Below are 23,514 nucleotides of genomic sequence, written 5' to 3'. Positions count from 1 at the left end.
AATTTTTATAATTTCAATTGTTCTCTATTTTTAATTTTATTTAAAATACTTTTAATATGTTTAAAATGGTAATATAATTTACCTTGCGCGAATTCTTAAAACAAAAATGGAATAAAAAAATGTTAATTCTTTCTACATTTAATTCGGATTATCTTCAATCTCCTCTAGAAAGCTTTCTTAAAAAATTTAATTCGGAACGGGTAAATATACAATATACAGATACTAATTTGCCTATATGGTTAGATAAATTAATTTCAAGTGAGGAAAAAAATCAATCGGTTATTATTTTATTTAGATTAATTGACTTAAGTGATGACACAAAAAAAATAGATATAAAAAATATAAAAGAAAATACAAGTGAACTTATCAAACAAATTTTTGAATTAAAAAAAGTAAAAAAACACGCCTTCATAATTACCTTATGTCCAAGTCCTGTTTACTATGATAAGTATGGAAGTATAAAAGAAATTGAAAATCTCTTTTTAAAAGAGATGGATAAGAATAAAATTCATAGTTTATCTCAATCAGATATTAATCATCAATATGCACTGACTGATTTTGAAAATAAAATAGAATATAAAACACGTATTCCTTATAATTTTGATTTTTATATGTCATTAGCTTGTTTAATTGCAAGAAAACTACATTGTATCGATCAAATCGCTTATAAAGTTATAATTGTAGATTGTGATAATACGTTGTGGACAGGAATAGCAGGCGATATAGGTCCGGAAAATGTTAAATTTGAAAAGCATAATTTAGCGTTACAAGAATTTTTAGTTAAGCAAAGAAAAAAAGGGGTATTTATTTGTTTATCAAGTAAAAACGAAGAGGTAACTGTCAGTAATGTCTTTTCTATAAGAGAAAAAGACATGATATTAAAAAATTCTGATATAAAGATTAAAATAATTAATCGAGATGCTAAATCTAATAGTATAAAAAAAATTTTGGGCGAATTAAAATTTATAAATGCTAAAAATGCCATGTTTGTTGATGATTCTGAAAATGAGATTGATGAGGTCAGTCAAAATTTTCCAGAAATTTTCTGTGTTCAAATGCCGCAAAAAATGGAGGAATTTAAAAAAATATGGGCGTTCGATGAAAATGAATATGCATCCATTACACAGACAGACAAAGATAGATTAATCTTAATGGCACAAGAAGAAGGGTTGCAATCTTATTTATCGGAGTTTAATAACCCTATTGATAGGCTTAAGGCACGACGTAAACTGCACCCTGTAGCAATTAGTAAAATAGAAGCAGAGGATACAGAAGATAAGGATAAAATTGCTAGAATTGAACAAATCCCAAAAAGAACAAATCAATTTAATTTATTTCCTTTTTCTGAATATCCTGAAAAAGAATGGAATTTGGAAAATTTAATTCAAAAAGGTGAAATAGACTGCTTTATTGCTACGATAAAAAATCTATCCAGCTCTGGAACTAAAGAAAGCCATGATGCTGACACTGTTTCTGAGGATCTAACAGCATTAGCTGTTTGTAAAGTAAACGAAACCGACAAGCATTTATTAGTAAATGGTTTTTTTGTCAGTTGTAGAAATACGGGATTAGAAGTCGAATATGAACTTCTGAAGCAAATCGCTATATTCGCAGAATCGAAAAATTTAGATAAGATAAAAATTAAATTTAAAAGAACAGAATCAAATAAATTGGCAGAAACTTTTGTAGATATTTTATGTCAAGAAACCAATCAAAGTTCCCTTGTTAGACTCTTATTAAGAAATACTAAAAAGGTATTATTTTTACAATCATTTCTATTTACCTTATTTAAAAAATTTGGGACTTTACCCATTGATTTAGATAAAAAATTAAATCATGAAATTATTCTTAATTTTTCTACTCGTTCATTAACTCAATTAGATCCTTATTTACTGATGTGTAAAACGATCGAAAAAAACTCAGTAGCCAATAATTACTTTAACAAAAGAGTAATCAATAAAAAAGATTTAGAAAATGCTAAATTATATTTACCTGATTTGCAAAAAGAAACCTCTGATATTAAAGAATTAACAAAAAGGTTTATTACTGGTCGTCAAGAAACAAATGATTTAACTGAAATGGTGGTTGAGCAATTAAAATTTCAAATAATCGGTCAAAATAAAAGTAATGCAAAATTAGAAATCAAGTTAGATGATCCGTTGGTGTTCTTAGGACTAAGTTCGCTAAAATTAACTTATTTAAGTGGATTTTTATATAATGAGCTAGGTGTTAAAATAGATATTGATAGATTACTTAGTCCAAAAATGACGTTGTCTGCTTTGCTAGCATATATTAACCAACAAAAAGATGAGAAAATTGCTTGTGGAAAGAATTTTGAATTAACCCAATTTAAGCAACCTTGCCAGGAGTTGTCTTTGCAGGAAAAAAGAATTTTTGCTGCAGAACGAAGTGAAGGTGTAACTAATAGTTCTAAGTTTCATATGATAGCATGTTTTTTGGCTAATCATTTAGATATAAAATGTTTCGAAATCGCTTGTCAACAATTGAGTAAGCATTACGATGTTTTTAATTTCTCTTACAAGATTGTTGAAGGCCAAGTAATTAAATCTATTTTATCTACAGAAAATAAGCGAATTAATTTTTATTATGAAGAAATAAAAAGTAAATTTAAATTAATGGACATAATTCGTGAGAAAACAAGTAAACCTTTATCAATGCTTAACTCTAACGAGCTTTGCACAGTTCTTGTTTTTGAAGCCGAAAAAAAATTCTACATTACTTTTGTTATACATCATTGCATTTCTGATGCATTTTCATTAAACCTATATTTAAAAACTGTATCTAAATCTTATAATGCTGCGTTAAATTCAGATTATTTAGCCTTACCGAAACGTTTAACTTATCAGAATTTTGTAGCTTACCAACAAAAAACTAAAATTAATAATGAAAAATTTCAAAATGAGGCTAAAAAATTTTGGACTGAACATCTTTCAATATGTGAAAGGTCGGTAGGAATTCCTCCTGATAGGACCGTTAATTTAAATTTCAAATCAATCACTGAACTAAAGTCTGAGCGGTATCTATTTGAAATTTCTCGAGAAAATTCCCAAACATTAAAGTCGATAGCGAGCCAAAGTGGAGTGACACCTTATAGTGTGATAATAAGTTTGTTTAGTATTTTGGTGGCCCATTATGCACATAGTGAATACATACCAATTGTAACAGTAACTTCAGGAAGGGAAGCACTTTTTGTTGATACACCAGGTTTTTTTGTAAATTTACTTATCCATGCTTTTGATTTAAGTAAAAACAAAAGTTTCGATGAATTTTTCACTGAAAATCATAAAAATCTTATTAATGGAATGAAATATCAAGATTTTTCTTTCTCAGAAATTCAGAAACTTATGCCTTATAATGCCTCTAAAACAGTTGCAATTGTATTTCAGAGTGATGAAGAGCCTAAGCTTTTATTAGGAAATGAAACTGCAGAGTTGATCGAGCCAAGGCCTAGTATTTTAGATTTACGAGAAGAATGTCGATTTAGCCCGCTGACGGCTTATGTTCAGGAACTACAAAAAAAATATGTTATCACTTTAGAGGTTGCAAAAGAAAAATATTCGCTTGGTTTTCGTAAAAGTATTTCTGAAAATTTTAAATATTTAATCGAAAATTTTTGTAAAAACCCTAATCAAAAAATTCGAGACATATCGGTAGTTTGTGATGATGAACGGGAACAACTAATAAGAATGGGGCAAGGTCCTAAACTTGATTTTTCTAAAAAAATTAGTCTAGTGAGCAAGTTTCAACAAATGGTGGATCAATATCCTGAAAATATCGCTCTTAACTATGATCAGAAACGATTAAGTTATAAAGAAGTAGATCAGCAATCAACAATTCTCGCTCATGTTTTGATTGAGGCTGGCGTAACCCAAGGAAATTATGTTGGAATTTTTTTAGATGCCACTTATTTATTTTTTGTAGCTGAATTAGCGATATTAAAAATTGGTGGGGTGTTTATTCCGCTTTCTAAAGAAAATCCGAATGAGCGACTTAAATTGATTATTAATGACGCTAAAATTAAATTTTTTATTGTTGATGACAATTCCAAAGGGCTTTTTGATACAAATCTTGAAGATGTGCAGTTAATTTCAATTAATTCGCTTAAAAATCCCATTTTCAACTTAGATAAAAAGTTACCTACGTTAGAGAAAAATACGGATGAATTCTGTATTCTTTATACTTCAGGATCCACAGGTACTCCTAAAGGGGTGATTTTGCGGGAAAAAGGAATTTTTCGTGTAGTAGAGTCACCAAATTTTATAGAGGTTTTGCCTAATGAAAGGGTAGCTCAAACTGCAAATCAGGCGTTTGATGCTGCGCAACTAGAATGTTGGTTAGCATGGCATCATGGTGCGAGCTTAGTTCTTTTTGATAAAGAAACTATTTTAAATATAAATTCTTTTCGAAATAAATTAATTACTGAAAATATTACACATATGTGGCTTACGGCTGGTTTGTTTGACTCATATGCTAATAATCAATCTGGAATCTTTAAAAACTTAAGATATTTAATGGTGGGCGGTGATGTTGTACATAAAGATACAGTATTAAAAATTTTAAATCATCCAAAAGCACCTATAATTATAAATGGATATGGACCCACCGAAGCGAGCATATTTGCATTGACCCATACCTTTAACAAACTAAATATCAATAATTATAATACAACTCTCATTGGTTCACCTATTAATGAAACAACTGTGGAAGTATTAACACCATTTGGAACCCAAGCTCCTTTGGGAGGTATTGGCGAGTTATTTGTAAAAGGAGAGGGTGTAGCGAAGGGGTATTTAAATTCAGCGTTAGATAAAAATAGATTTACTGGAGAGTTAGGCAATAGATGCTATCGAACTGGCGATTTAGTCAAGTACACTACAAAAGATCTACAAATAATGTTTATGGGACGGGCAGATGATTTGCAAGTTAAGATAAGCGGTAATTTAGTGGCTCTCGAAGAGGTTAGAAATTGCTTGTCGCTACACTCAGCTGTTAAACAAGTTGAAGTATTGTTTACCAATATAGGAGGAGCTAATCAACTAGTTGCTTTTTATACTTTAAAATCTGTGAATAAAAAATTTATAAAATCAGCTAATGAAGAATTTCATGAGCACCTAATTAATCGCTTACCTGCGTATATGTTTCCATCATTTTATGTGCAATTGGATGAATTTTTAGTCAATGCCCATGGGAAACTAGACAAAACTCAGTTTCTAAAATTTGAAGCGGAATTTAACAAAAAGCAACTCGAGGAAATTCCTCCTCAAACACCTAATGGAAAAACTTTGTTAAAAATAATTAAAAAAAGGCTACCTTCTTTTCCAAATAATATAAAAGCAAATTTTATGAATTTTGGTTGCGATTCTATTTCAGCGATGGAAATAATTAATACAATTAATAATGAATTTAAACTAGATCCAAAAAAACTTTTGCACGCCAATGATTTATATCAAAATCCAAGTATTGAAGGATTGGAGGACGAATTATATAAGATACTAAATATTAGGAATAAAAAAGGGTTACTTCGCATTTTGAAAAATGGAGATAGTAATTTCCCTGCTATTATATTTATACATCCTGCTGGAGGAGGACTTAGTTGTTTTTATAAATTAGTAGAACAGTTAAAATTTGCCAACATTTGCTATGGCATTGAAGATCCGTTATTGGATAGAAATCAATTAAAGCTATTAACTATGAAAGAAATGGCGCGAAACTATCTTTCAATCATACTTAATGAAATTCAAGGCCCTTTTATTTTGGTAGGTTATTCATTCGGCGGTATGTTAGCTTTAGAAATGGCTGCTCAAAATGAGTCTACATCAGAAAATCCTCAAAATTTAAAATTTTGTGGTTTAATCGATACATGGGTAGTTTCTTGTATATCCGAGTTTGAACAAAATGATTTAAAAAAAGAAGTTTTAATTTATTGTAAAAAGCAAAGGCAGAAAGCTAATTTTTCTGAAAACTCGTTTAAGATAATGGATCAACTTGAAACATTATGTCAACATCATCAAGAAATTGGATTTAGATATAAACCAACTCAACTTACTTCCACACCGGTTTTTTTATTCAAAGCTACAGAATTGACTGATGAATTTAAAGAAATGCATAATCCAGATAAAAATAATTTTCTACTTAATTTTATAGATGCGAATCTATTTGAAAGTACAGAAATTAAAGCTACGCATTTCAATATTCTAGGAAACCGAGAAAACTCTTTAGGTGAAAAACTTTCAAGTAAAATTAATGCATATAGTCGTGAAAAATGCTTGCGTAACTCTACTAAAAAGTTAGGTGACTTAGTTGGCCAATCTTTTTTTTACACTCCTTTGAATGCAATTAATAATGATTCTACTTTCTTTCTAGCATTGAATCAAAATTAAAATAATGATAAAGGTAATTTTTAAGGAGTGTGTATGACGAATTTCAGAATTATCTTAAATGCATTACCTTTTCCGGTTTATTGGTTAGATAGTAAAAAAAAATCATTTAAAGGAGGTAATCAACACTTTTTTTCTTCATTAAATATTAATTCTTTAGCTGAGTTAATTGATAAACCGATATCCAATATTTTTGTGAGTGATTATTTAAGGATAGTTAATGATCTCTTTAATAAAAGCATTAAAAATAAAGATAAGAGTTTTTCTGCTATTTTTCATAAGGTGTCTAATGATCAGGAAGAGCCTATCTTAATTCAATGTATTTCAATCATGTTCAAAAAAGAAGAGATAACTGTCTTTAGTGAAATTAATCCATCGCTCAAGGACTTCAATCAATATTTATGGGAAGAAAATGAAAAATTAAATATATATTTAAGTAATATTGTTGAAAATGTTCCTGCAAGTATTTATTGGAAAGATACTAATAGTGTTATCTTAGGTGGGAGTAAATTACATACCGAATTAACAGGATTTTCTGATTCTAAAGCAGTTATCGGCAAAACGGATTTTGATTTTTCTTGGAAAGACCAAGCCGAAAGGATACAGGAAAATGATCGCTTTGTGATGCAAAATAATCAAATGGTTAGTTTTGAAGAAAGAGCAAAGTTATCGGACGATACTATGCATATTTTCTTGACCCAGAAATCGCCTTTAAGAGGAAAATCTGAAAAAATAATTGGTATCTTAGGAGTATCTATTGATATTACAGAACTTAAAAATACCCAAAGGAAATTAAAAAAATCGAAAATATTAGCGGATGCGGCTAATCAAGCTAAAACCGAGTTTCTTGCGAATATGAGTCATGATATTCGGACGCCTTTAACAGGCATCATCGGTTTATCTCAATTACTCGAACAACGTTTAAAAATATTGGAAAATAAAGATGATTTACGTTTGATGTATAACGCCAGTAATCAATTATTAAGTTTGCTTAACAACGTGCTTGATGTGGCTTCATTAGAAAAAGCTAACGAAGCACTGCTTAAAGTGAATAGTTTTTCTTTACAAGATTTAGCAGAGTCACTGCAAAATTTGTTATTACCTTCAGTAAAGACTAAAGGAATTACCTTGCAGATTAATTTAGACGTTTCTTCTGCTGAGAATATAGTCAGTGATCAAAATAAACTGGAACGTATTTTACTAAATTTAGCGACAAATGCGATTAAATTTACTGAACAAGGAACAGTTGTTGTAACTATTAAAGAATTAGTATTATTACCCCATCAATCAGATGGTGTATATATTGAATTTACGATTAGCGATACAGGGATAGGGATTCCTGCGGATAAATTGAAATCAGTATTTGATCCTTTTTTTCGAATAACACCTAGTTTTGAAAAAAATAATCAAACGCAAGGTTATGGTGTTGGTCTTTACATAGTGAAAAAATTTGTTAATTTATTAGGTGGCGAGATACAAGTAAAAAGCGAGATGGGCGTAGGTACTAGCTTTTCTTTTACTTTGTTTATGAATTTTGCAAAAAAAAATAAACTCTTAAAATTTAAAAATAAAAATTCTGAACCTTTTGTCTTTTTAGAACCTAATGAGTCTCCTGAAGTAAAAAAGCTGTTGTTGCAACAAACAACACAATTCCCAAAAAAGCTAATTAAAAAAAATATTTTATTGATTGAAGATGATCTTTTAACGATTAAATTTTCTCAAGAGTTACTCACTCAAGCTGGGTATAATCTGACAGTGGTATCAACTATGCAAGAAGCACTACTGTTTGCCAAAAATCATAGTTTTGATTTAATTATTACTGATTTAGGTTTGCCTGGCCTTAGTGGGAGTGAAATTGCCGTTTTGTACCGTTATTGGGAACGTATTAACCAAAAACCGGCGACTCCAATTATTACTTTAACAGCTCATGGAGAAAATAAATTTAAAGAAGAATGTTTAGCAGCTGGCATCAATGAAGTATGGTTAAAACCTTTAACGAAAGAAAAAATAAAAAAACTAGATAAATATTTTCAAGATAAAAAAATCAATGTGATTGAATTTAATCCTTTGCTAAAACAATCTAAATTTATTAAAAATGAATACATAGAGGAAAATAACTTAACCATAGAGAAAGCTAATTTGCGCGATATTATAAATTCATATCCTATTTATAATAAAAGTATTAGCCTTAAAAATTTGAGCGGAAACATGGATTTGTTTAATGAAATTATAGAAATGTTTAAAGAATCTATCCCTGGTCATATACAAGAGCTTGAAAAGACCTATCAGTTAAAAGACTGGGAAACTATTGAAAACATCGTGCATAAAATAAAAGGTGGAGCCTGTTATGCTGGAGCAATTAGATTAAATTACGTATGTAAAAATTTTTTACGTTGTTATTTAACTGGTCAATCCCTGCAATTGGATATACTTTATACCTTTTTAATATTTAGCTTAAAAGAAACCTATAAAGCACTAGAACCTTAGGATTCAAACGCACTTGAAAAAGAAAATTTAGTATTTTTCTTGCAAAACGCTAGAAGTTTATTGAAGCTATCTTTTCAAATTGATTCTGGCAAAACACAAGGTTTCTGTTGCGCGTTAATCGGGGGTATACTCACAGCATGTTTTTTTGGTAAGGTGCTGCAACGAGCAAGTCGAGTGAACCAAGAGAATTGCGCATTGAGGATCAACACAGACAAAAATTCAAGTGCGAAGAATATATGCCATCCTTTATCCATCTGCACCTACATACAGAATACTCTTTGAGCGATGGCCTGATTCACATTGATAAGCTTGTCTCAAGAGCGGATGAGCTTTCTATGCCAGCTATTGCCGTAACGGATCTATCAAATTTATTTGCAACAATTAAGTTCTATCAGGCAGCAATAAAAAAAGGGATCAAACCTATAATTGGAGCAGAATGTTGGGTAAAAAATGATCGATTATCCGATCCAGCATTTCAATTAATTTTACTTTGCCAAAATCAACTAGGTTATCAAAACTTAATTCAATTAATTTCGCGTTCCTATTTAGAGAATCAACAAAAAGGCAAACCAATTCTCCAAAAGAGTTGGTTTGCAAATTATTCTGAGGGCTTGATCGTATTATCAGGAGCAAGAGAAGGAGAAATTGCATCTTGTTTCATGAAGAATAATAAACCCTTAGCAGCTGAAATTTTGGACTCTTGGCTAACGCTATTCCCAAATCGTTTTTATTTGCAGTTACAACGATTAGGCCGACCCTTAGAGGAAGAATATATCGGGTCAGTCCTTGAACTAGCAAAAAAATATAGTGCTCCAGTCGTAGCAACCAATGAAGTTTGCTTTATTTCACCTGAAGATTTTGAAGCACATGAAGCTAGAGTTTGCATTAATAGCGGATATACCTTAAATGATCCTAAACGCCCTAAGATTCATACCGAGCAACAATATCTTCGTTCTATAGAAGAAATGCTTGTTTTATTTGCTGATATTCCATCTGCATTGACTAATTCGGTGGAAATTGCTAAGCGTTGTAACTTAGAAATTGAATTACAAGCATCTTTTTTGCCTAATTTTCCTATTCCAGCAGGAATGAGTGCAGAAAATTTCTTAATACAAGAAGCAAAACAAGGCTTAGTACAATGTTTAGAGAAGCGCTCTAAAGTTTTAGGTTTATCTCAGGTTAAGAATACAGAAACCAAGTTAGTTGGGATGGTTGAAAAGGAAGAGGTACAGAAGCCGTGCATTAACGCCAAGGAATTTGAAAAAATTTATTTTGAACGACTGCATTCAGAGCTCAAAGTGATCAATTCGATGGGTTTTGCAAGTTACTTTCTTATTGTTGCTGACTTTATTCGTTGGGCAAAGAAAAATCAAATTCCGGTGGGTCCTGGTAGAGGTTCAGGAGCGGGATCTTTAGTAGCTTATGCCTTGCAAATTACGGGTTTGGATCCTTTGCAATATGACTTGCTTTTTGAACGCTTTTTAAATCCAGAACGTATTTCTATGCCGGATTTCGATATTGATTTCTGCATGGAAGGACGTGATAGGGTTATTGATTATGTAACAGAACGTTATGGGCGTGATGCGGTTTCGCAAATTATAACGTATGGAAGTATGGCCGCTCGTGCAGTAGTTAGAGATGTAGGGCGTGTGCTAGGATACCCATATGGTATGGTGGATAAAATTGCCAAGCTAATTCCTTTTGAGTTAGGTATTACACTGGAAAAAGCGCTTGATCAAGAAGATGAACTAAAATATCGCTACGCAAATGAAGATGAAGTAAAAGTATTAATTGATTTAGCAAAAAAATTAGAAGGATTAATTCGTAATGTCGGTAAACATGCGGGTGGAGTAGTTATTGCACCTTCCAGACTGACAGATTTTACACCACTTTATTGTGAGCCAGGCGGAATACACTGCATTACCCAATTTGACAAAGATGATATAGAAAAAGTTGGCTTAGTTAAATTTGATTTTCTAGGCCTTCGAACCTTGACCATAATTGATTGGGCGGTTCAAGCAATTAATGCAAAAAAGTCACCAGAAGAATCCTTATTAGATATCACTGCCATTTCTATTGATGATGTAAGCACTTTCGCTTTATTAAAAACCTGTAATACGACTGCTGTATTTCAATTAGAGTCTCGAGGGATGCGGGATCTCGTTAAACGATTACGACCCGATAGTTTTGATGAAATCATTGCTTTAGTGGCTTTATTTCGTCCCGGGCCATTACAGTCAGGCATGGTCGATGATTTTATTAATCGTAAACATGGACGTGCACAAGTGCAGTATGATCATCCTTTTTTAGAGCCAATATTGAGTCCTACCTATGGAATTATTTTATATCAAGAACAAGTAATGCAAATTGCACAAGTACTTGCAGGTTATACTTTAGGGGCTGCTGACTTATTGCGTCGTGCTATGGGGAAAAAGAAAGCAGAGGAGATGGCGCAGCAAAGAACAGTTTTTATAAAAGGTGCAGAACAGAAAAACATTGAGTCTCGTTTAGCAAATCAAATCTTTGATTTAATGGAAAAATTTGCAGACTATGGATTCAATAAATCGCATTCAGCGGCCTATGCTTTAGTTTCTTATCAAACTGCATGGTTAAAAACGCACTATCCCGCAGAATTTATGGCCGCAGTATTATCATCCGATATGGATCATACCGAAAAAGTTGTGACCTTTCTTGCAGAATGTCGTTCAATGAAATTGAATATATTGCCACCCGATATCAATCATAGCAACTATAAATTTACGGTTGAAGATACGAGGGGTTCGATTCGGTACGGCTTAGGTGCTATTAAAGGTTTGGGAGCTGGGGCTATAGAAATGCTGATAGAACAGCGTCAACAACAAAAATTTAGTGATTTATTTGATTTATGCCATCGTGTGGATTTGCAAAAACTAAATCGTAGAAGTTTAGAAGCCTTAATTTTTTCGGGTAGCTTAGATAGTTTTGGTATAAATCGTGCCAGTCTTTTAGGTAATATGGAAGCTGCTTTACAAGCGGCGGATCAAAGATCACTGGCAAAAATTTCAGGTCAAAAAGATTTTTTTGGCCTAGATATGGTTTCTTATTCAAGCCAAATGGTGAACCAGGAAGATTGGCCAAAATTGCAACGTTTACAGGCTGAAAAAGAAGTCTTAGGTTTTTATTTAAGTGGTCATCCTTTAGAAAATTATACGAGCGAATTAGCTCACTTCATTTCGACGTCCCTAAGTGAATTAACTTGCCAAGCGGGTCAATCTATTACTATCGCTGGTTGGGTACTGACTATTCGTTCATTATGGACCAAACGCGGGGATCGTATGGCTGTACTTAATTTGGAGGATGCAAGCGGACGTTTAGAAGTAACCTTATTTAGTGATACCTATATCAAATATCGTGAAAAGCTGAATAAAGATAAATTATTAATCATAGAAGGAGAGATCCAACGAGACGAATTTACGGGGAATACGCGAGTATTAGCGAAAAAAATTTTAGATATCAGCGAAGCACGTGAAAGTCATGCCAAAAACTTATTGATTAAACTTTCTAAGTCTGTCATTGGGCCGGAACTACTTGATGACTTGCAAAAATTAATGAGCAATTTTTGTCCAGGTCTTTGTCTTACGCGTATTGCTTACACTCACCCTGAATTAAAAACACAAGTGTATTTAAATTTAGGTGATAAGTGGAGAGTGAAGCCTGAAGACGATTTATTGAAGGCTCTGCGTGAAAGATTTGGCGAAGAATCTATCAGTATTCAGTATTAATTTATATCGTTCGAACTTGCAGAGATATATTCTTCAAATTCATAGGAAACGGAATACTCTTAATATTATGAAGTAAGCTAGATCAGTAAAACTGGCAGAAACACACTATATAGATTATTATCCCCTTTGATTTCTTGTATTTCTGATGGCTAAGCGATGGTTAAAAATGGGAAAGTAGTTGAAAACCAACGATTCCAAAGGCAACGCGATAAACCTAGATTGGCCCGTTTAAGTTCCCAATTGCCTTCAAAAGGATGGTTTTTTAAGTTTTCATTGAGTTTATTACTCATATTAAGTTTAATTTTATTATGGCAAAAATTAGCCAATCCTAGTTGCTTTCCTGTTAAAAACATTAAAATCAGTGGTGATTTAACTTATGTTAAGCAAAGTCATTTGCAGCAAATTATTTTGCCATTTATTGCAAAAGGTTTTTTTCGTTTAGATAGCCAGGGGTTAAAAGAAAAAATTTTACATGTACCATGGATAGCTAATGTAAACATAAAACGATTTTGGCCGGATACATTGGCGGTAAGTTTTATTACTAAGAAACCTATCGCTTTTATTGGAAAGCATGGTTTATTAGATGAACAAGGTAATATTTTCATTCCAGATGGAGATTCTAGGGCATTAGATCTCCCCATTTTTGAAGGGCCTATAGGCCAACAAAAATATTTATTACAAACCTATATCACATTGAATCCAATGTTTGCACAATTAAACTTAAAAATTAAATTATTAAGACTAGTGGATCAACAATATTGGTATCTAAAGTTAGATAATGGGTTAACAGTTTATTTAAATCGAAGTCAACCTTCTATACAAGTAGAACGTTTGCTAGATGTTTATTCTGATGTTATTGCAAGTAAAGTATCTATGGTAGATTATGTGGATCTCCGATATGCCCATGGTATGGCAGTAAAATTTAAGAAACGGATTTCTTAGAAATTATTAATGATGTAAAGCAATAGATTTTTCCAAATGCAATGAGTTTTGAGTTTATGGGGAAAATTCGGTTCACAAAAAATAAAGTAATGAGCTATATCCTAACAATGAAGTTAAATGATGAAGTTTGAAAAGATCTAGAGAATTTAATTGAAGGTGAAATAATATGGCAAAGAAACCGATTAAGAATTTAATTGTAGGTTTAGATATTGGCACATCCAAGGTCAATGCCTTAGTGGGTGAAGTTAAGCCCAATGGTATCGAAATTATTGGTATGGGAATTTATCCTTCATTAGGATTAAAGCGAGGTGTTGTAGTTAATATTGATGCAACCGTTGATTCAATTCAGCAAGCTGTGGGTGAAGCAGAAGCCATGGCAGGCAGCCCAGTTCGAAGTGTATATACTGGTATTGCTGGAAATCATATTCGAAGTTTGAATTCTCATGGAATTGTTGCGATTCAAAATCAAGAAGTTACCCATGCAGATGTGGAACGGGTGATTGATGCTGCGAAAGCAGTTGCTATTCCAGCGGATCAAAAAATAATACATATTTTACCTCAAGAATTTATCATTGATAGCCAAGAAGGTATTCGTGAGCCAATAGGGATGTCTGGCGTGCGATTAGAAGCTAAAGTACATATGGTAACGGGCGCAGTTAGCGCGGCTCAAAACATCATTAAATGTATCCAACGCTGTGGTTTAGAAGTGACGGAAATAATTTTAGAACAACTTGCATCGAGTCAATCGGTATTAACAGAAGATGAGAAAGAGTTGGGTGTGTGTTTAATAGACATTGGTGGAGGAACCACCGATATCGCTATATTTACTGAAGGTGCTATACGTTTTACATCGGTTATTCCAATTGCAGGGGATCAAGTCACGAATGATATTGCCGTTGCGTTAAGAACACCCACACAAAGTGCAGAACAGATAAAAAGAAGACATGCTTGTGCTTTACCAGAACTAGCAAATCCAGATGAACTTGTCGAAGTTTCCGGAGTGGGAGATCGTCCCGGACGCACGCTGACTAAACGTGCTTTAGCAGAAGTGGTAGGACCACGCTATGAAGAGCTTTTCCATTTAGTGAAAGCCGAATTATATCGTAGTGGTTTTGAAGAATTTCTTGCAGCAGGGGTGGTGTTGACGGGTGGTGCTTCTAATGTCAGTGGGAGTGTCGAATTAGCAGAGAAAATTTTTAAGTTACCCGTAAGGCTGGGTCATCCTCAATATATTACTGGGAATAGCGAAGTAACCACGAATGGAATGTATGCAACCAGTACAGGCTTATTATTATATGGCTATCAACAACAATGCGAACAGAGAAAACCTAATGTTTTATTTGGTAGAAAAATAGCACGTATAAAAAATTGGTTATGCGAAAATTTTTAAATAATACTGAAATTCTTAGGAGTTAATTATGAGTGCCAAATTTGATTCGCACAATCCCCCTCTACAAAATGCTGTCATAAAAGTTGTTGGCGTTGGAGGAGGTGGTGGAAATACTCTTGAACATATGTTGGCACAAGATATTCCGGGAGTAGAATTTATCTGCGCTAATACCGATGCCCAAGCGCTAAAAAACTCTTCTGCTAATTGTTTATTACAATTAGGTCAACAAATTACTAAAGGTTTAGGTGCTGGAGCAAATCCTGAAATAGGTCGTCTTGCTGCCGAAGCAGATAGAGAAAGAGTTAGAGCGGCTTTAGAGGGAGCCGATATGGTGTTTATCACGGCAGGGATGGGAGGCGGTACAGGAACGGGTGCGGCACCCGTTATTGCAGAGATTGCTAAGCAGATGAAAATTTTGACCGTAGCAGTCGTAACTAAGCCTTTTGAGATTGAAGGGAAGAAGCGTTTGCGCTTAGCTGAGGAAGGAATTAAGCAACTTAGTCAGCATGTCGATTCGCTGATTACTATCCCTAATGAAAAGTTAATGAATGTTTTAGGCGATGAAGTTAGTTTTTTAGATGCATTCAAAGCGGTAGATGATGTATTATTTGGCGCTGTTAAAGGAATTGCTGCTTTGATAACACGTGCCGGTCTAATTAATGTGGATTTTGCGGATGTTAAAACCGTAATGTCAGAGATGGGTACGACCATGATGGGTACAGGAGTAGGATTGGGTTCAGATAGAGCGCTATCGGCTGCAAATGCCGCTATCGGCAGTCCTCTATTAAAAGATATCAATCTAAAAGGTGCACGTGGTGTATTAGTTAATATAACTGCGGGACCGGATTTATCAATGAAAGAATTTGGAATAGTCGGTGGAGTGATTAAAGAAATTGCTTCAGAAGACGCTAATGTTGTCATTGGTACAGTGATAGATTCAGGAATGAATGACGAGTTACGTGTAACAATAGTGATAACAGGTCTAGGACATCATCTTCCTACAGGCACGGTAATGCATGAGGGAGAGGATTCAAGCCTCATTAGAGCAGCTGACGGTAGTTTAGATTATCATCAGTTGGAGCGTCCTACGGTTTTACGCAAACAAGGCGTTGTTACACCAAGTAAGTCCACAGCAGATAATGCTGTTACCGATATTGAATATTTTGATATTCCGGCTTTTTTACGAAGACAAGAAGAGGTTTCTTAAGGGTGTCCAGAAAAAACAACTTAATTCAAACATCACGTGCGCTGAAACAACGTACTTTAAAAAACGTTATTAAAGCCGCTGGTATTACATTACATAGTGGTGAAACAGCAATATTAACCTTGCGACCGGCACCTATTAACACTGGAATTATTTTTCGTCGGATAGATTTTAATCCTATTGTTGAAGTTCAAGCTCGTGCTGAACATGTCGGTGAAACTACCTTACAAACTACTTTACTGAAAAATGGTGTCAGAGTTGCGACCATAGAGCATTTAATGTCGGCTATGGCAGGTTTGGGTATTGATAACGCGTATGTTGATATTACCGCTTCAGAAATTCCCATTATGGATGGAAGCGCAGGACCCTTTATTTTTTTGATTCAGTCGGCAGGTATTGAGGAACAGAGCGCTTCAAAACGCTTTATCCGAATCAAACAAGCTATTAAAGTGACTGAAGGAGATAAATGGGCTTCTTTTGAACCATTCGATGGATTTAAGGTTTCATTTGAAATTGACTTTAATCACCCACTTTTTCAAAATCGTAGTCAAAAAGCAAGTATTGATTTCTCCACAACTTCTTATATTAAAGAGGTTAGTCGCGCACGTACATTTGGCTTTATGGCAGACTATGAGAAATTACGTGAGGTACGGCTCGCTTTGGGTGGAAGCCTTGATAATGCAGTGGTTGTAGATGAGTATAGGGTACTGAATGAAGATGGTTTACGTTATGAGGATGAGTTTGTGCGTCATAAAATTCTTGATGCAGTGGGAGATCTCTATCTATTAGGCCATAGCCTCATCGGTGCATTTAGTGGTTATAAATCTGGTCATGCATTGAATAATCTTTTATTACGCCGTTTGTTGAGCAATGCAGATGCTTGGGAATATGTTGAATTTGAAGATGAAATAAAGGCACCACTCGTTTATCGACGTGCTTTACTAGATGCTTATTATATTAAGGACTAAAGGTTCTCTAAAGCCATAATTTATGGTATTCCCTATTAAGAGATAAATTTTAACTCACAACAATTGGATTTTTGGCAAGGCGCTGGGAAACGAGCCGGAGTGTATTAAACATACATGAGGATTGCGAGGAGTTGAGCAGTAACACAGCCAAGGGTTCAATTGCCAAGAGTATTATTTTAGCAGCTCGTCTAAGGCAGCATTAGCTAAACTGTCTACACGGTCATTTTCTGGATGGCCGCTATGTCCTTTTACCCATTCCCAGCGGATTTGATGACGTTCAGCTTGTATAGCTAATTCTTTCCATAAATCAGAATTTTTAACAGGTTTTTTATTGGCAGTAAGCCAAGCTCGTCGCTTCCATTGAGGCAGCCATTCAGTAATGCCTTTTTGAACATATTGCGAATCAGTGCTGAGTGATATTTGACAGGGTTTTTTTACTGCCATTAAAGCCTGAATGGCCGCCATTAACTCCATGCGATTATTAGTAGTAGTGTTTTCGGTACCGGAAATGGTTTTTTCTTTCCCCTGGTATCGCAGGAGAGCCGCCCAGGCTCCAGGCCCAGGGTTTCCCCGGCAAGCACCATCGGTAAAAATCTCTATTTTTGGGATTTTATGCATGGTGGGGCCCTCGAGCATTGGTAGCCAAGACCTTATTATTGAGTACTGGCGGAAATTGCCAAACTAAGCCTAGCCCATTGAGTCTTTTTATTCGTTTTTCAGCAATAATCAAATAAATTCCTCCCATATAGGGAATAAGCCAAGGTGATATTCGTTCTAACCAAGCTAATTTCTTAAATAACCACCTACCGAGGGGGGTGGATAAAGGGGGTCTAAATAGAAAGCTCTCAGTATGCTGAATTTCACCCCCTAAAAAGTGTATCCATTGACAAAGGGTTTGGATTGTGTGAAAACGACCATCCCAAGCAGGTTTCTTTTTAATTGAGCATAACCGATATAGGCCCCATAAACTGACAGGATTGATACCTAATATAATTAAATGGCCATTGGGGGCTAATACTCGCCAGGCTTCTGTAAGTATGGCTTGTGCGGTATTTTTGCTTACTTCTAGCGTATGGGGCATGAGGATTAGGTTAATACTATCATTGGCAAATGGTAAATGAGTGTATAAGCTTTCCAGATCATAGCCAACTTTTTGGCAGGTATTTAACTTACATTTATAGCACGAAGAAACCGTAACTTTATGGATAATAGGACTGGTAGATAAGCTTGAAAAAGAATAAGGGCTCAATTGTAATAAGTGGTGGCCAGCATAATGAGGGATTAGACTAGCTAAACGATGATCTTCAATGTCTAGGTAATGCTGTTTCAAAAGGGTTATCCAGCTAAAAACAGTTAGAAGTGATAGTCGATGAATCTTAACACCTTTTTTATTATCGCATAGGTAGGGTGTGACTAAAAAGAGCTTAAAATACATGGTTTTTATTTTCTTATATACATAAAATCAATGTAAAAATGTAGGTATTTGAGTAAGAAATACTTGCTTAAAATGTAGGTTAAAAGCTTACAAAAAAGACGTTTAATTTAGCTCTTGTAAGCCCTTTATCTTGACCTACCTAAGCGGTCCCCGTAAGATCTTTAATATGACTTATAAAATGCTTAAAATTTATACATTATTACTTACCGCACTACTCATACTAGCAGTGGGTGTCACCGCATGTGTGCAATTTCCTGCTTCTGAAGAAGGGGGTATGGGTCTCAGCGGTGCGGGTAACGATACGGATAGTAAAAACTATCAAAACCTTATTATGAAATCGACCGGTAGTAGTTTAGCTCCGCAAAATGCTAAAGCGCTGTATAGCGCTGTAGAGAAGGGTACACTTTGGGAGCCTATTCGAGCCCATTTACAATTATCAGCTCGTGAGGAAAACCAACCTCAGGTCCAAGAGCAGATCCGTTGGTTTGCTAAAAACCCGCTCTATTTAAAAGACGCGGTGAATCGAGCTGCGCCTTATATTTACTATGTCTATGCGCAGGTGAGAAAGCGTGATTTGCCTACAGAATTGGTTTTATTGCCTATTATTGAGAGTGGTTATAATCCGTCAGCAACTAACTCGTCTTCCGGCGCGGCTGGTTTATGGCAGTTAATGACCAGTACCGCTAAAGGGTATGGTGTTCATCAAGATAGAGGTTTTGATGGTCGTCGAGATATTAGTAGCTCGACCAATGCGGCCTTAAATTACCTTACCTATTTAAAAAGCTTCTTCGGGGGCGACTGGTTATTGGCCATAGCGGCTTATGACACGGGTGAAGGTAACGTGCAGAATGCGATTCGCCATAATACGCAGCAGGATAAGAACACCCATTTCTGGGCATTGCCATTGGCATCTGAGACACGTTCTTATATTCCGCGTTTATTGGCGTTAGCTGCGATTGTTAAAAATCCAGATAAGTATGGCGTGAGTTTGCCTCCTGTGAGTGCTAAGCCTTATTTAGAGTTAGTTGACGCAAATAGCATGAGTTTAACTCATGTCGCTAAATTAGCAGGTATGAGAGTTGCGGATTTAAAGGAATTGAATCCTGGGGTGAAAAGTACTTCGGCTGCGATTAAACGTGGTCAGCTTGCTTTACCTATTGATAGGGTAGCGTTGTATAAACAACAATTAGTTACTGCATCAAGCTCGAACTATAAGATAGGCAAGGCGCAACCTAATGATAATAAGCTTGCTTTAAAACAAGCTGGATCAAAAGGCAAGCATGGTCCTGTGCAGTTAGTGAGTCATCAAACTAAGACAAGTTCGCAGCAAATCTATTTGGTAAAAAGTGGAGATACGCTAACAGGTATTGCTAAGCACTACCATGTATTGGTTAAGAAGATACAAGCTTGGAATAAGCTTGATGGCGATTTTCTCAAGCCAGGTGAAAAATTAAAAATTATGCTTTCATAAGCATAAACTTTAAAACGAAGAGGTATCAATCCTTCTTCGTTTTTTTTTGGGCAAAGGATTAATCAAGTTTATTATTCAAAGTTTTTAAATAATGAGTAAATAAGTTTTTAGTATCTGGGTGTTTTATAGCATGGGCGATCGTTGCTTTTAAATAACCAAACTTACTTCCACAATCATAGCGTATACCTTCAAATTCCCAAGCATACATTACTTCGTCTTTAAGCTGTCGAGCGATTGCATCAGTTAGTTGAATTTCTCCATTTTTTCCAATAGGTGTCTGCGAAAGATAAGGGAAGATAGTCGAAGTAAGAATATAGCGACCAACCACAGCCAAATTGGAAGGGGCTTGTTTGTGACTAGGTTTTTCTACAATAGTGTTAATCTGGCTCAGTCTACCTTCTTTAGTTTTATAACCGATTATCCCGTACTGTTCACTTTCTTCAGGAGTAATAGCTTGAACAGCAATGATAGTATTCTGTTTTTCTTGATAGATATCTAACATTTGTTTCAAACAAGGGATAGTGGAATCAATCAAATCATCGGCGAGTAAAACAGCAAATGCCTCTCCATTAATAAGAGGTCGCGCACACAAAACAGCATGTCCCAAGCCTAATGTGTCTGGTTGGCGTAGATAAACACAACTAACCCCTTTCGGTAAGATATTTTTCACAATAGCTAACAGGTCTTTTTTTCCTGTTTCGGCTAGCTTGGCTTCTAATTCATAATTCGAATCAAAATGATCTTCAATAGCCCGTTTGCTACTACTTGTTATAAAAATAAGTTCAGTAATTCCTGCAGCAATCGCTTCTTCTACTGCATATTGAATTAAAGGTTTATCCACAATAGGCAACATTTCCTTAGGGCTTGCTTTTGTTGCGGGTAAAAAACGTGTACCAAGACCCGCAACCGGGAAAATTGCTTTGGTAATTTTTTTCATGTTATAAATGCTCCCCGCGACCAATGGCATAGTATTTAATTCCCAATTGCTTTAAACATTCTGGATCATAAAGATTTCTTCCGTCAAAAATAGCGGGTTCTTTTAAATGTTGTTTGATGAGCTGAAAATCAGGATTAAAGAAGATATTCCATTCAGTGACTATTACTAAAACATCTGCATTAATTAAGGCCTTTTCTGGGCTATCACAACAACTAAAATTAGTTTCACTCTTATACAAACGTGCGGCTTCGGACATCGCGACGGGATCAAATGCTTGAATTTTCATTCCTGCAGCTAAAGCCGACGCAATCAACACTTTGCTAGGTGCTTCGCGCATATCGTCTGTGTTTGGTTTGAAAGACAAACCCCAGAGGGCGATTATCTTTCCATGTAAATCTTTTTTAAAGTATTGAGAAATTTTGCTAAATAAAAGTTTTTTTTGTGCATCATTAACTTGATGTACAGCATTTAATAATCGAGGTTGATAATCAACCGTTTTTGCGGTGGCCTCTAAAGCTACTACATCCTTAGGAAAACAAGAACCACCATAACCACATCCTGGATTAATAAAATGATAACCGATACGAGGATCAGAGCCGATGCCAATGCGAACTTGCTCTATATCCGCATTTAAACGTTCTGCTAACTGGCTCATTTCATTTATAAAACTAATCTTGGTGGCTAAAAATGCATTGGCCGCATATTTGGTCAGTTCGGCAGAGCGAATATCCATAGCGATTAAACGATCGTTATTACGGTTAAAGGGCCTATAGAGGTGTCGTAAATGGGTTTCTGCCGAATTATTATCGGTACCAATAATAATTCGATCAGAACGCATAAAATCAGTCACTGCCGCGCCTTCACGTAAAAACTCAGGATTTGAAGCGACATCGAATGCAATGTTGACGTTACGATGATCTAATTGCTTTTGAATAATGGCCTTCACTTTATTAGCAGTGCCAACAGGCACGGTCGACTTATTGATAATCAGTCTGGGCTCCTGCAGAGTTTTACCGATATATTCTGCAACCTCTAAAACATAAGTTAAATCCGCTGAGCCATCTTCATCTTGAGGCGTGCCTACGGTAATAAATTGATAAAAACCATGCTCAATGCCTTGTTGAGGGTCTGTACTAAAATTTAGTCGTCCAGCGCTTAAATTTTTTTGTAATAAAGCAGGCAAATCGGGCTCATGAATAGGACATTCGCCTGATTGTAAGCGCTTTATTTTTTCTTGATCAATATCAATGCAAAGCACTTTATTTCCGTGCTCGGCTAAACATGCCGCTGTGACCAAACCTACATAACCTGCACCAAAGAGATTTATTCGCATAATTTTAATAAGGGATAGAAAATACTAGGGTATAGAGCTTACCTTAAAGAGACGAAATCACGTCTTTAACATCGAGTGGTATATACTCACTGCATTTGGATTTTTGCCAGGTGCCGTCCATGCAACAATCAGATATATACACTAAGCATAAGGATTGTGAGTTGAGCGGCAACACAGACAAAAATTCAAGTGTGGTGAGTATAGTATCGCAGAATAGTGATTGCTTCAATTTTGGCTTAGTATACGCTAGACTTTGATGTTTAGAGAGTAATTTTGATGCGCGCCTATTTAGATTTTTTACAGCATATTCTTAATAAGGGACAAGCTAAAACCGATAGGACAGGCACAGGCACACTCAGTACTTTTGCCTATCAAATGCGTTTTGATTTGAGTGCCGGTTTTCCTCTAGTTACGACAAAAAAAGTCCATTTAAAAAGTATTATTTATGAATTGCTATGGTTTTTACGTGGCGATACCAATATTTGTTACTTAAATGAACATCAAGTGACTATTTGGGATGAATGGGCTGATGCAGCGGGTAACTTAGGGCCTATTTACGGTAAACAATGGCGTTCTTGGCCGACAGTCGATCATCAAACGATTGATCAGATGAGCCAGCTTATTCAAGAAATAAAAACTAACCCGGATTCACGTCGCTTAATTGTTAGTGCTTGGAATGTGGGAGAATTGGCAAAAATGGCCTTGCCGCCTTGTCATTTATTATTTCAATTTTATGTAGCGAATTCACGGCTTTCTTGTCAACTTTATCAACGCAGTGCCGATGCATTTTTAGGCGTACCCTTTAATATAGCTTCTTATGCTTTATTAACCTATATGATTGCGCAACAATGTGATTTGCAAGTAGGTGAATTTATTTGGACCGGCGGCGATTGTCATATCTACAGCAATCATCTCGAACAAGTGCATTGTCAATTATCACGACAACCCCATGCGGCACCACAATTAAATATTTTGCGTAAACCGAAATCATTATTTGATTATTGCTTTGATGATTTCTCATTAAAAGATTATAGATATCATCCGGCGATTAAAGCTGCAGTAGCGGTTTAATTAATCGATGGTGTAATATATTTTTTATATCAAAAAAATAAATAGTTGATGATTTATTCTTATTCCTTAAGAAAACCTTAAGCATATATCGTTAGCCTGTAATTCCATTAAATAATT

At 34.9% G+C, this 23,514-nt stretch carries 13 protein-coding genes; 9 read left to right on the top strand and 4 right to left on the bottom strand.

Annotated features, from left to right (window positions below):
- Positions 1 to 119: 119 nt before the first annotated feature.
- The 7 genes from AACL18_RS06115 to lpxC all read left to right on the top strand — a co-directional run bounded on the left by AACL18_RS06115 (position 120) and on the right by lpxC (position 17,150).
- Positions 120 to 6,401, top strand: a complete 6,282-nt coding sequence (locus AACL18_RS06115) for an HAD-IIIC family phosphatase (RefSeq protein ID WP_339049983.1) — start codon at positions 120 to 122, stop codon at positions 6,399 to 6,401.
- 33 nt (positions 6,402 to 6,434) lie between these two features.
- Positions 6,435 to 8,885 carry a PAS domain-containing hybrid sensor histidine kinase/response regulator gene (locus AACL18_RS06110; RefSeq protein WP_339049982.1) on the top strand — a complete coding sequence of 817 codons (2,451 nt, stop codon included), beginning with the start codon at positions 6,435 to 6,437 and terminating at the stop codon, positions 8,883 to 8,885.
- A 236-nt stretch (positions 8,886 to 9,121) separates the two neighbouring features.
- Positions 9,122 to 12,646: a DNA polymerase III subunit alpha gene (gene dnaE / locus AACL18_RS06105; RefSeq protein WP_339049981.1), complete on the top strand. Its 3,525-nt coding sequence runs from the start codon at positions 9,122 to 9,124 to the stop codon at positions 12,644 to 12,646.
- A gap of 156 nt (positions 12,647 to 12,802) precedes the next feature.
- Complete coding sequence (locus AACL18_RS06100) at positions 12,803 to 13,588, top strand: cell division protein FtsQ/DivIB (protein WP_339049980.1); 786 nt, start codon at positions 12,803 to 12,805, stop codon at positions 13,586 to 13,588.
- Positions 13,589 to 13,754: 166 nt separating this feature from the next.
- A complete protein-coding gene (gene ftsA / locus AACL18_RS06095; RefSeq protein WP_339049979.1) occupies positions 13,755 to 14,978 on the top strand; it encodes a cell division protein FtsA in 1,224 nt (407 codons plus the stop codon).
- Between the two features lie 28 nt (positions 14,979 to 15,006).
- The gene (gene ftsZ, locus AACL18_RS06090) at positions 15,007 to 16,185 is read left to right on the top strand and encodes a cell division protein FtsZ (RefSeq protein ID WP_339049977.1); all 1,179 of its coding nucleotides are present in this window, start codon (positions 15,007 to 15,009) and stop codon (positions 16,183 to 16,185) included.
- Between the two features lie 41 nt (positions 16,186 to 16,226).
- Positions 16,227 to 17,150 (top strand): UDP-3-O-acyl-N-acetylglucosamine deacetylase, encoded by a 924-nt coding sequence (gene lpxC, locus AACL18_RS06085; protein WP_339051634.1) that lies wholly within the window; start codon positions 16,227 to 16,229, stop codon positions 17,148 to 17,150.
- A 171-nt stretch (positions 17,151 to 17,321) separates the two neighbouring features.
- Here the strand turns inward: lpxC and rnhA are convergent, their stop codons facing one another.
- Together rnhA and AACL18_RS06075 are read right to left on the bottom strand one after the other, a co-directional pair.
- A complete protein-coding gene (gene rnhA, locus AACL18_RS06080) occupies positions 17,322 to 17,768 on the bottom strand; it encodes a ribonuclease HI (protein WP_339049976.1) in 447 nt (148 codons plus the stop codon).
- Positions 17,761 to 18,480 (bottom strand): class I SAM-dependent methyltransferase, encoded by a 720-nt coding sequence (locus tag AACL18_RS06075; protein WP_339049975.1) that lies wholly within the window; start codon positions 18,478 to 18,480, stop codon positions 17,761 to 17,763. The genes rnhA and AACL18_RS06075 overlap by 8 nt, the downstream gene beginning before the upstream one ends.
- Positions 18,481 to 18,751: 271 nt before the next feature.
- Here AACL18_RS06075 and AACL18_RS06070 point away from each other — a divergent pair, with 271 nt between their 5' ends.
- Entirely contained in the window at positions 18,752 to 20,056 is a 1,305-nt protein-coding gene (locus AACL18_RS06070) for a transglycosylase SLT domain-containing protein (protein WP_339049973.1), read from the top strand.
- Positions 20,057 to 20,114: 58 nt separating this feature from the next.
- On the opposite strand, the gene galU is transcribed toward AACL18_RS06070, so the two are convergent.
- Positions 20,115 to 20,993, bottom strand: coding sequence for a UTP--glucose-1-phosphate uridylyltransferase GalU (galU, locus tag AACL18_RS06065; RefSeq protein WP_339049972.1), 879 nt, complete (start codon positions 20,991 to 20,993; stop codon positions 20,115 to 20,117).
- Position 20,994: 1 nt separating this feature from the next.
- Positions 20,995 to 22,326, bottom strand: a complete 1,332-nt coding sequence (locus tag AACL18_RS06060) for a UDP-glucose/GDP-mannose dehydrogenase family protein (protein WP_339049970.1) — start codon at positions 22,324 to 22,326, stop codon at positions 20,995 to 20,997.
- A gap of 276 nt (positions 22,327 to 22,602) precedes the next feature.
- Between AACL18_RS06060 and AACL18_RS06055 the strand changes: the two genes are divergently transcribed.
- Positions 22,603 to 23,397: a thymidylate synthase gene (locus AACL18_RS06055; protein ID WP_339049969.1), complete on the top strand. Its 795-nt coding sequence runs from the start codon at positions 22,603 to 22,605 to the stop codon at positions 23,395 to 23,397.
- Positions 23,398 to 23,514: the final 117 nt, after the last annotated feature.

Source organism: Rickettsiella endosymbiont of Xylota segnis (assembly GCF_964019545.1).
Taxonomy (GTDB): domain Bacteria; phylum Pseudomonadota; class Gammaproteobacteria; order Diplorickettsiales; family Diplorickettsiaceae; genus Aquirickettsiella.
Note: the sequence above shows the minus strand (reverse complement) of the source record. Positions and strands in the feature narration are given on the sequence as shown.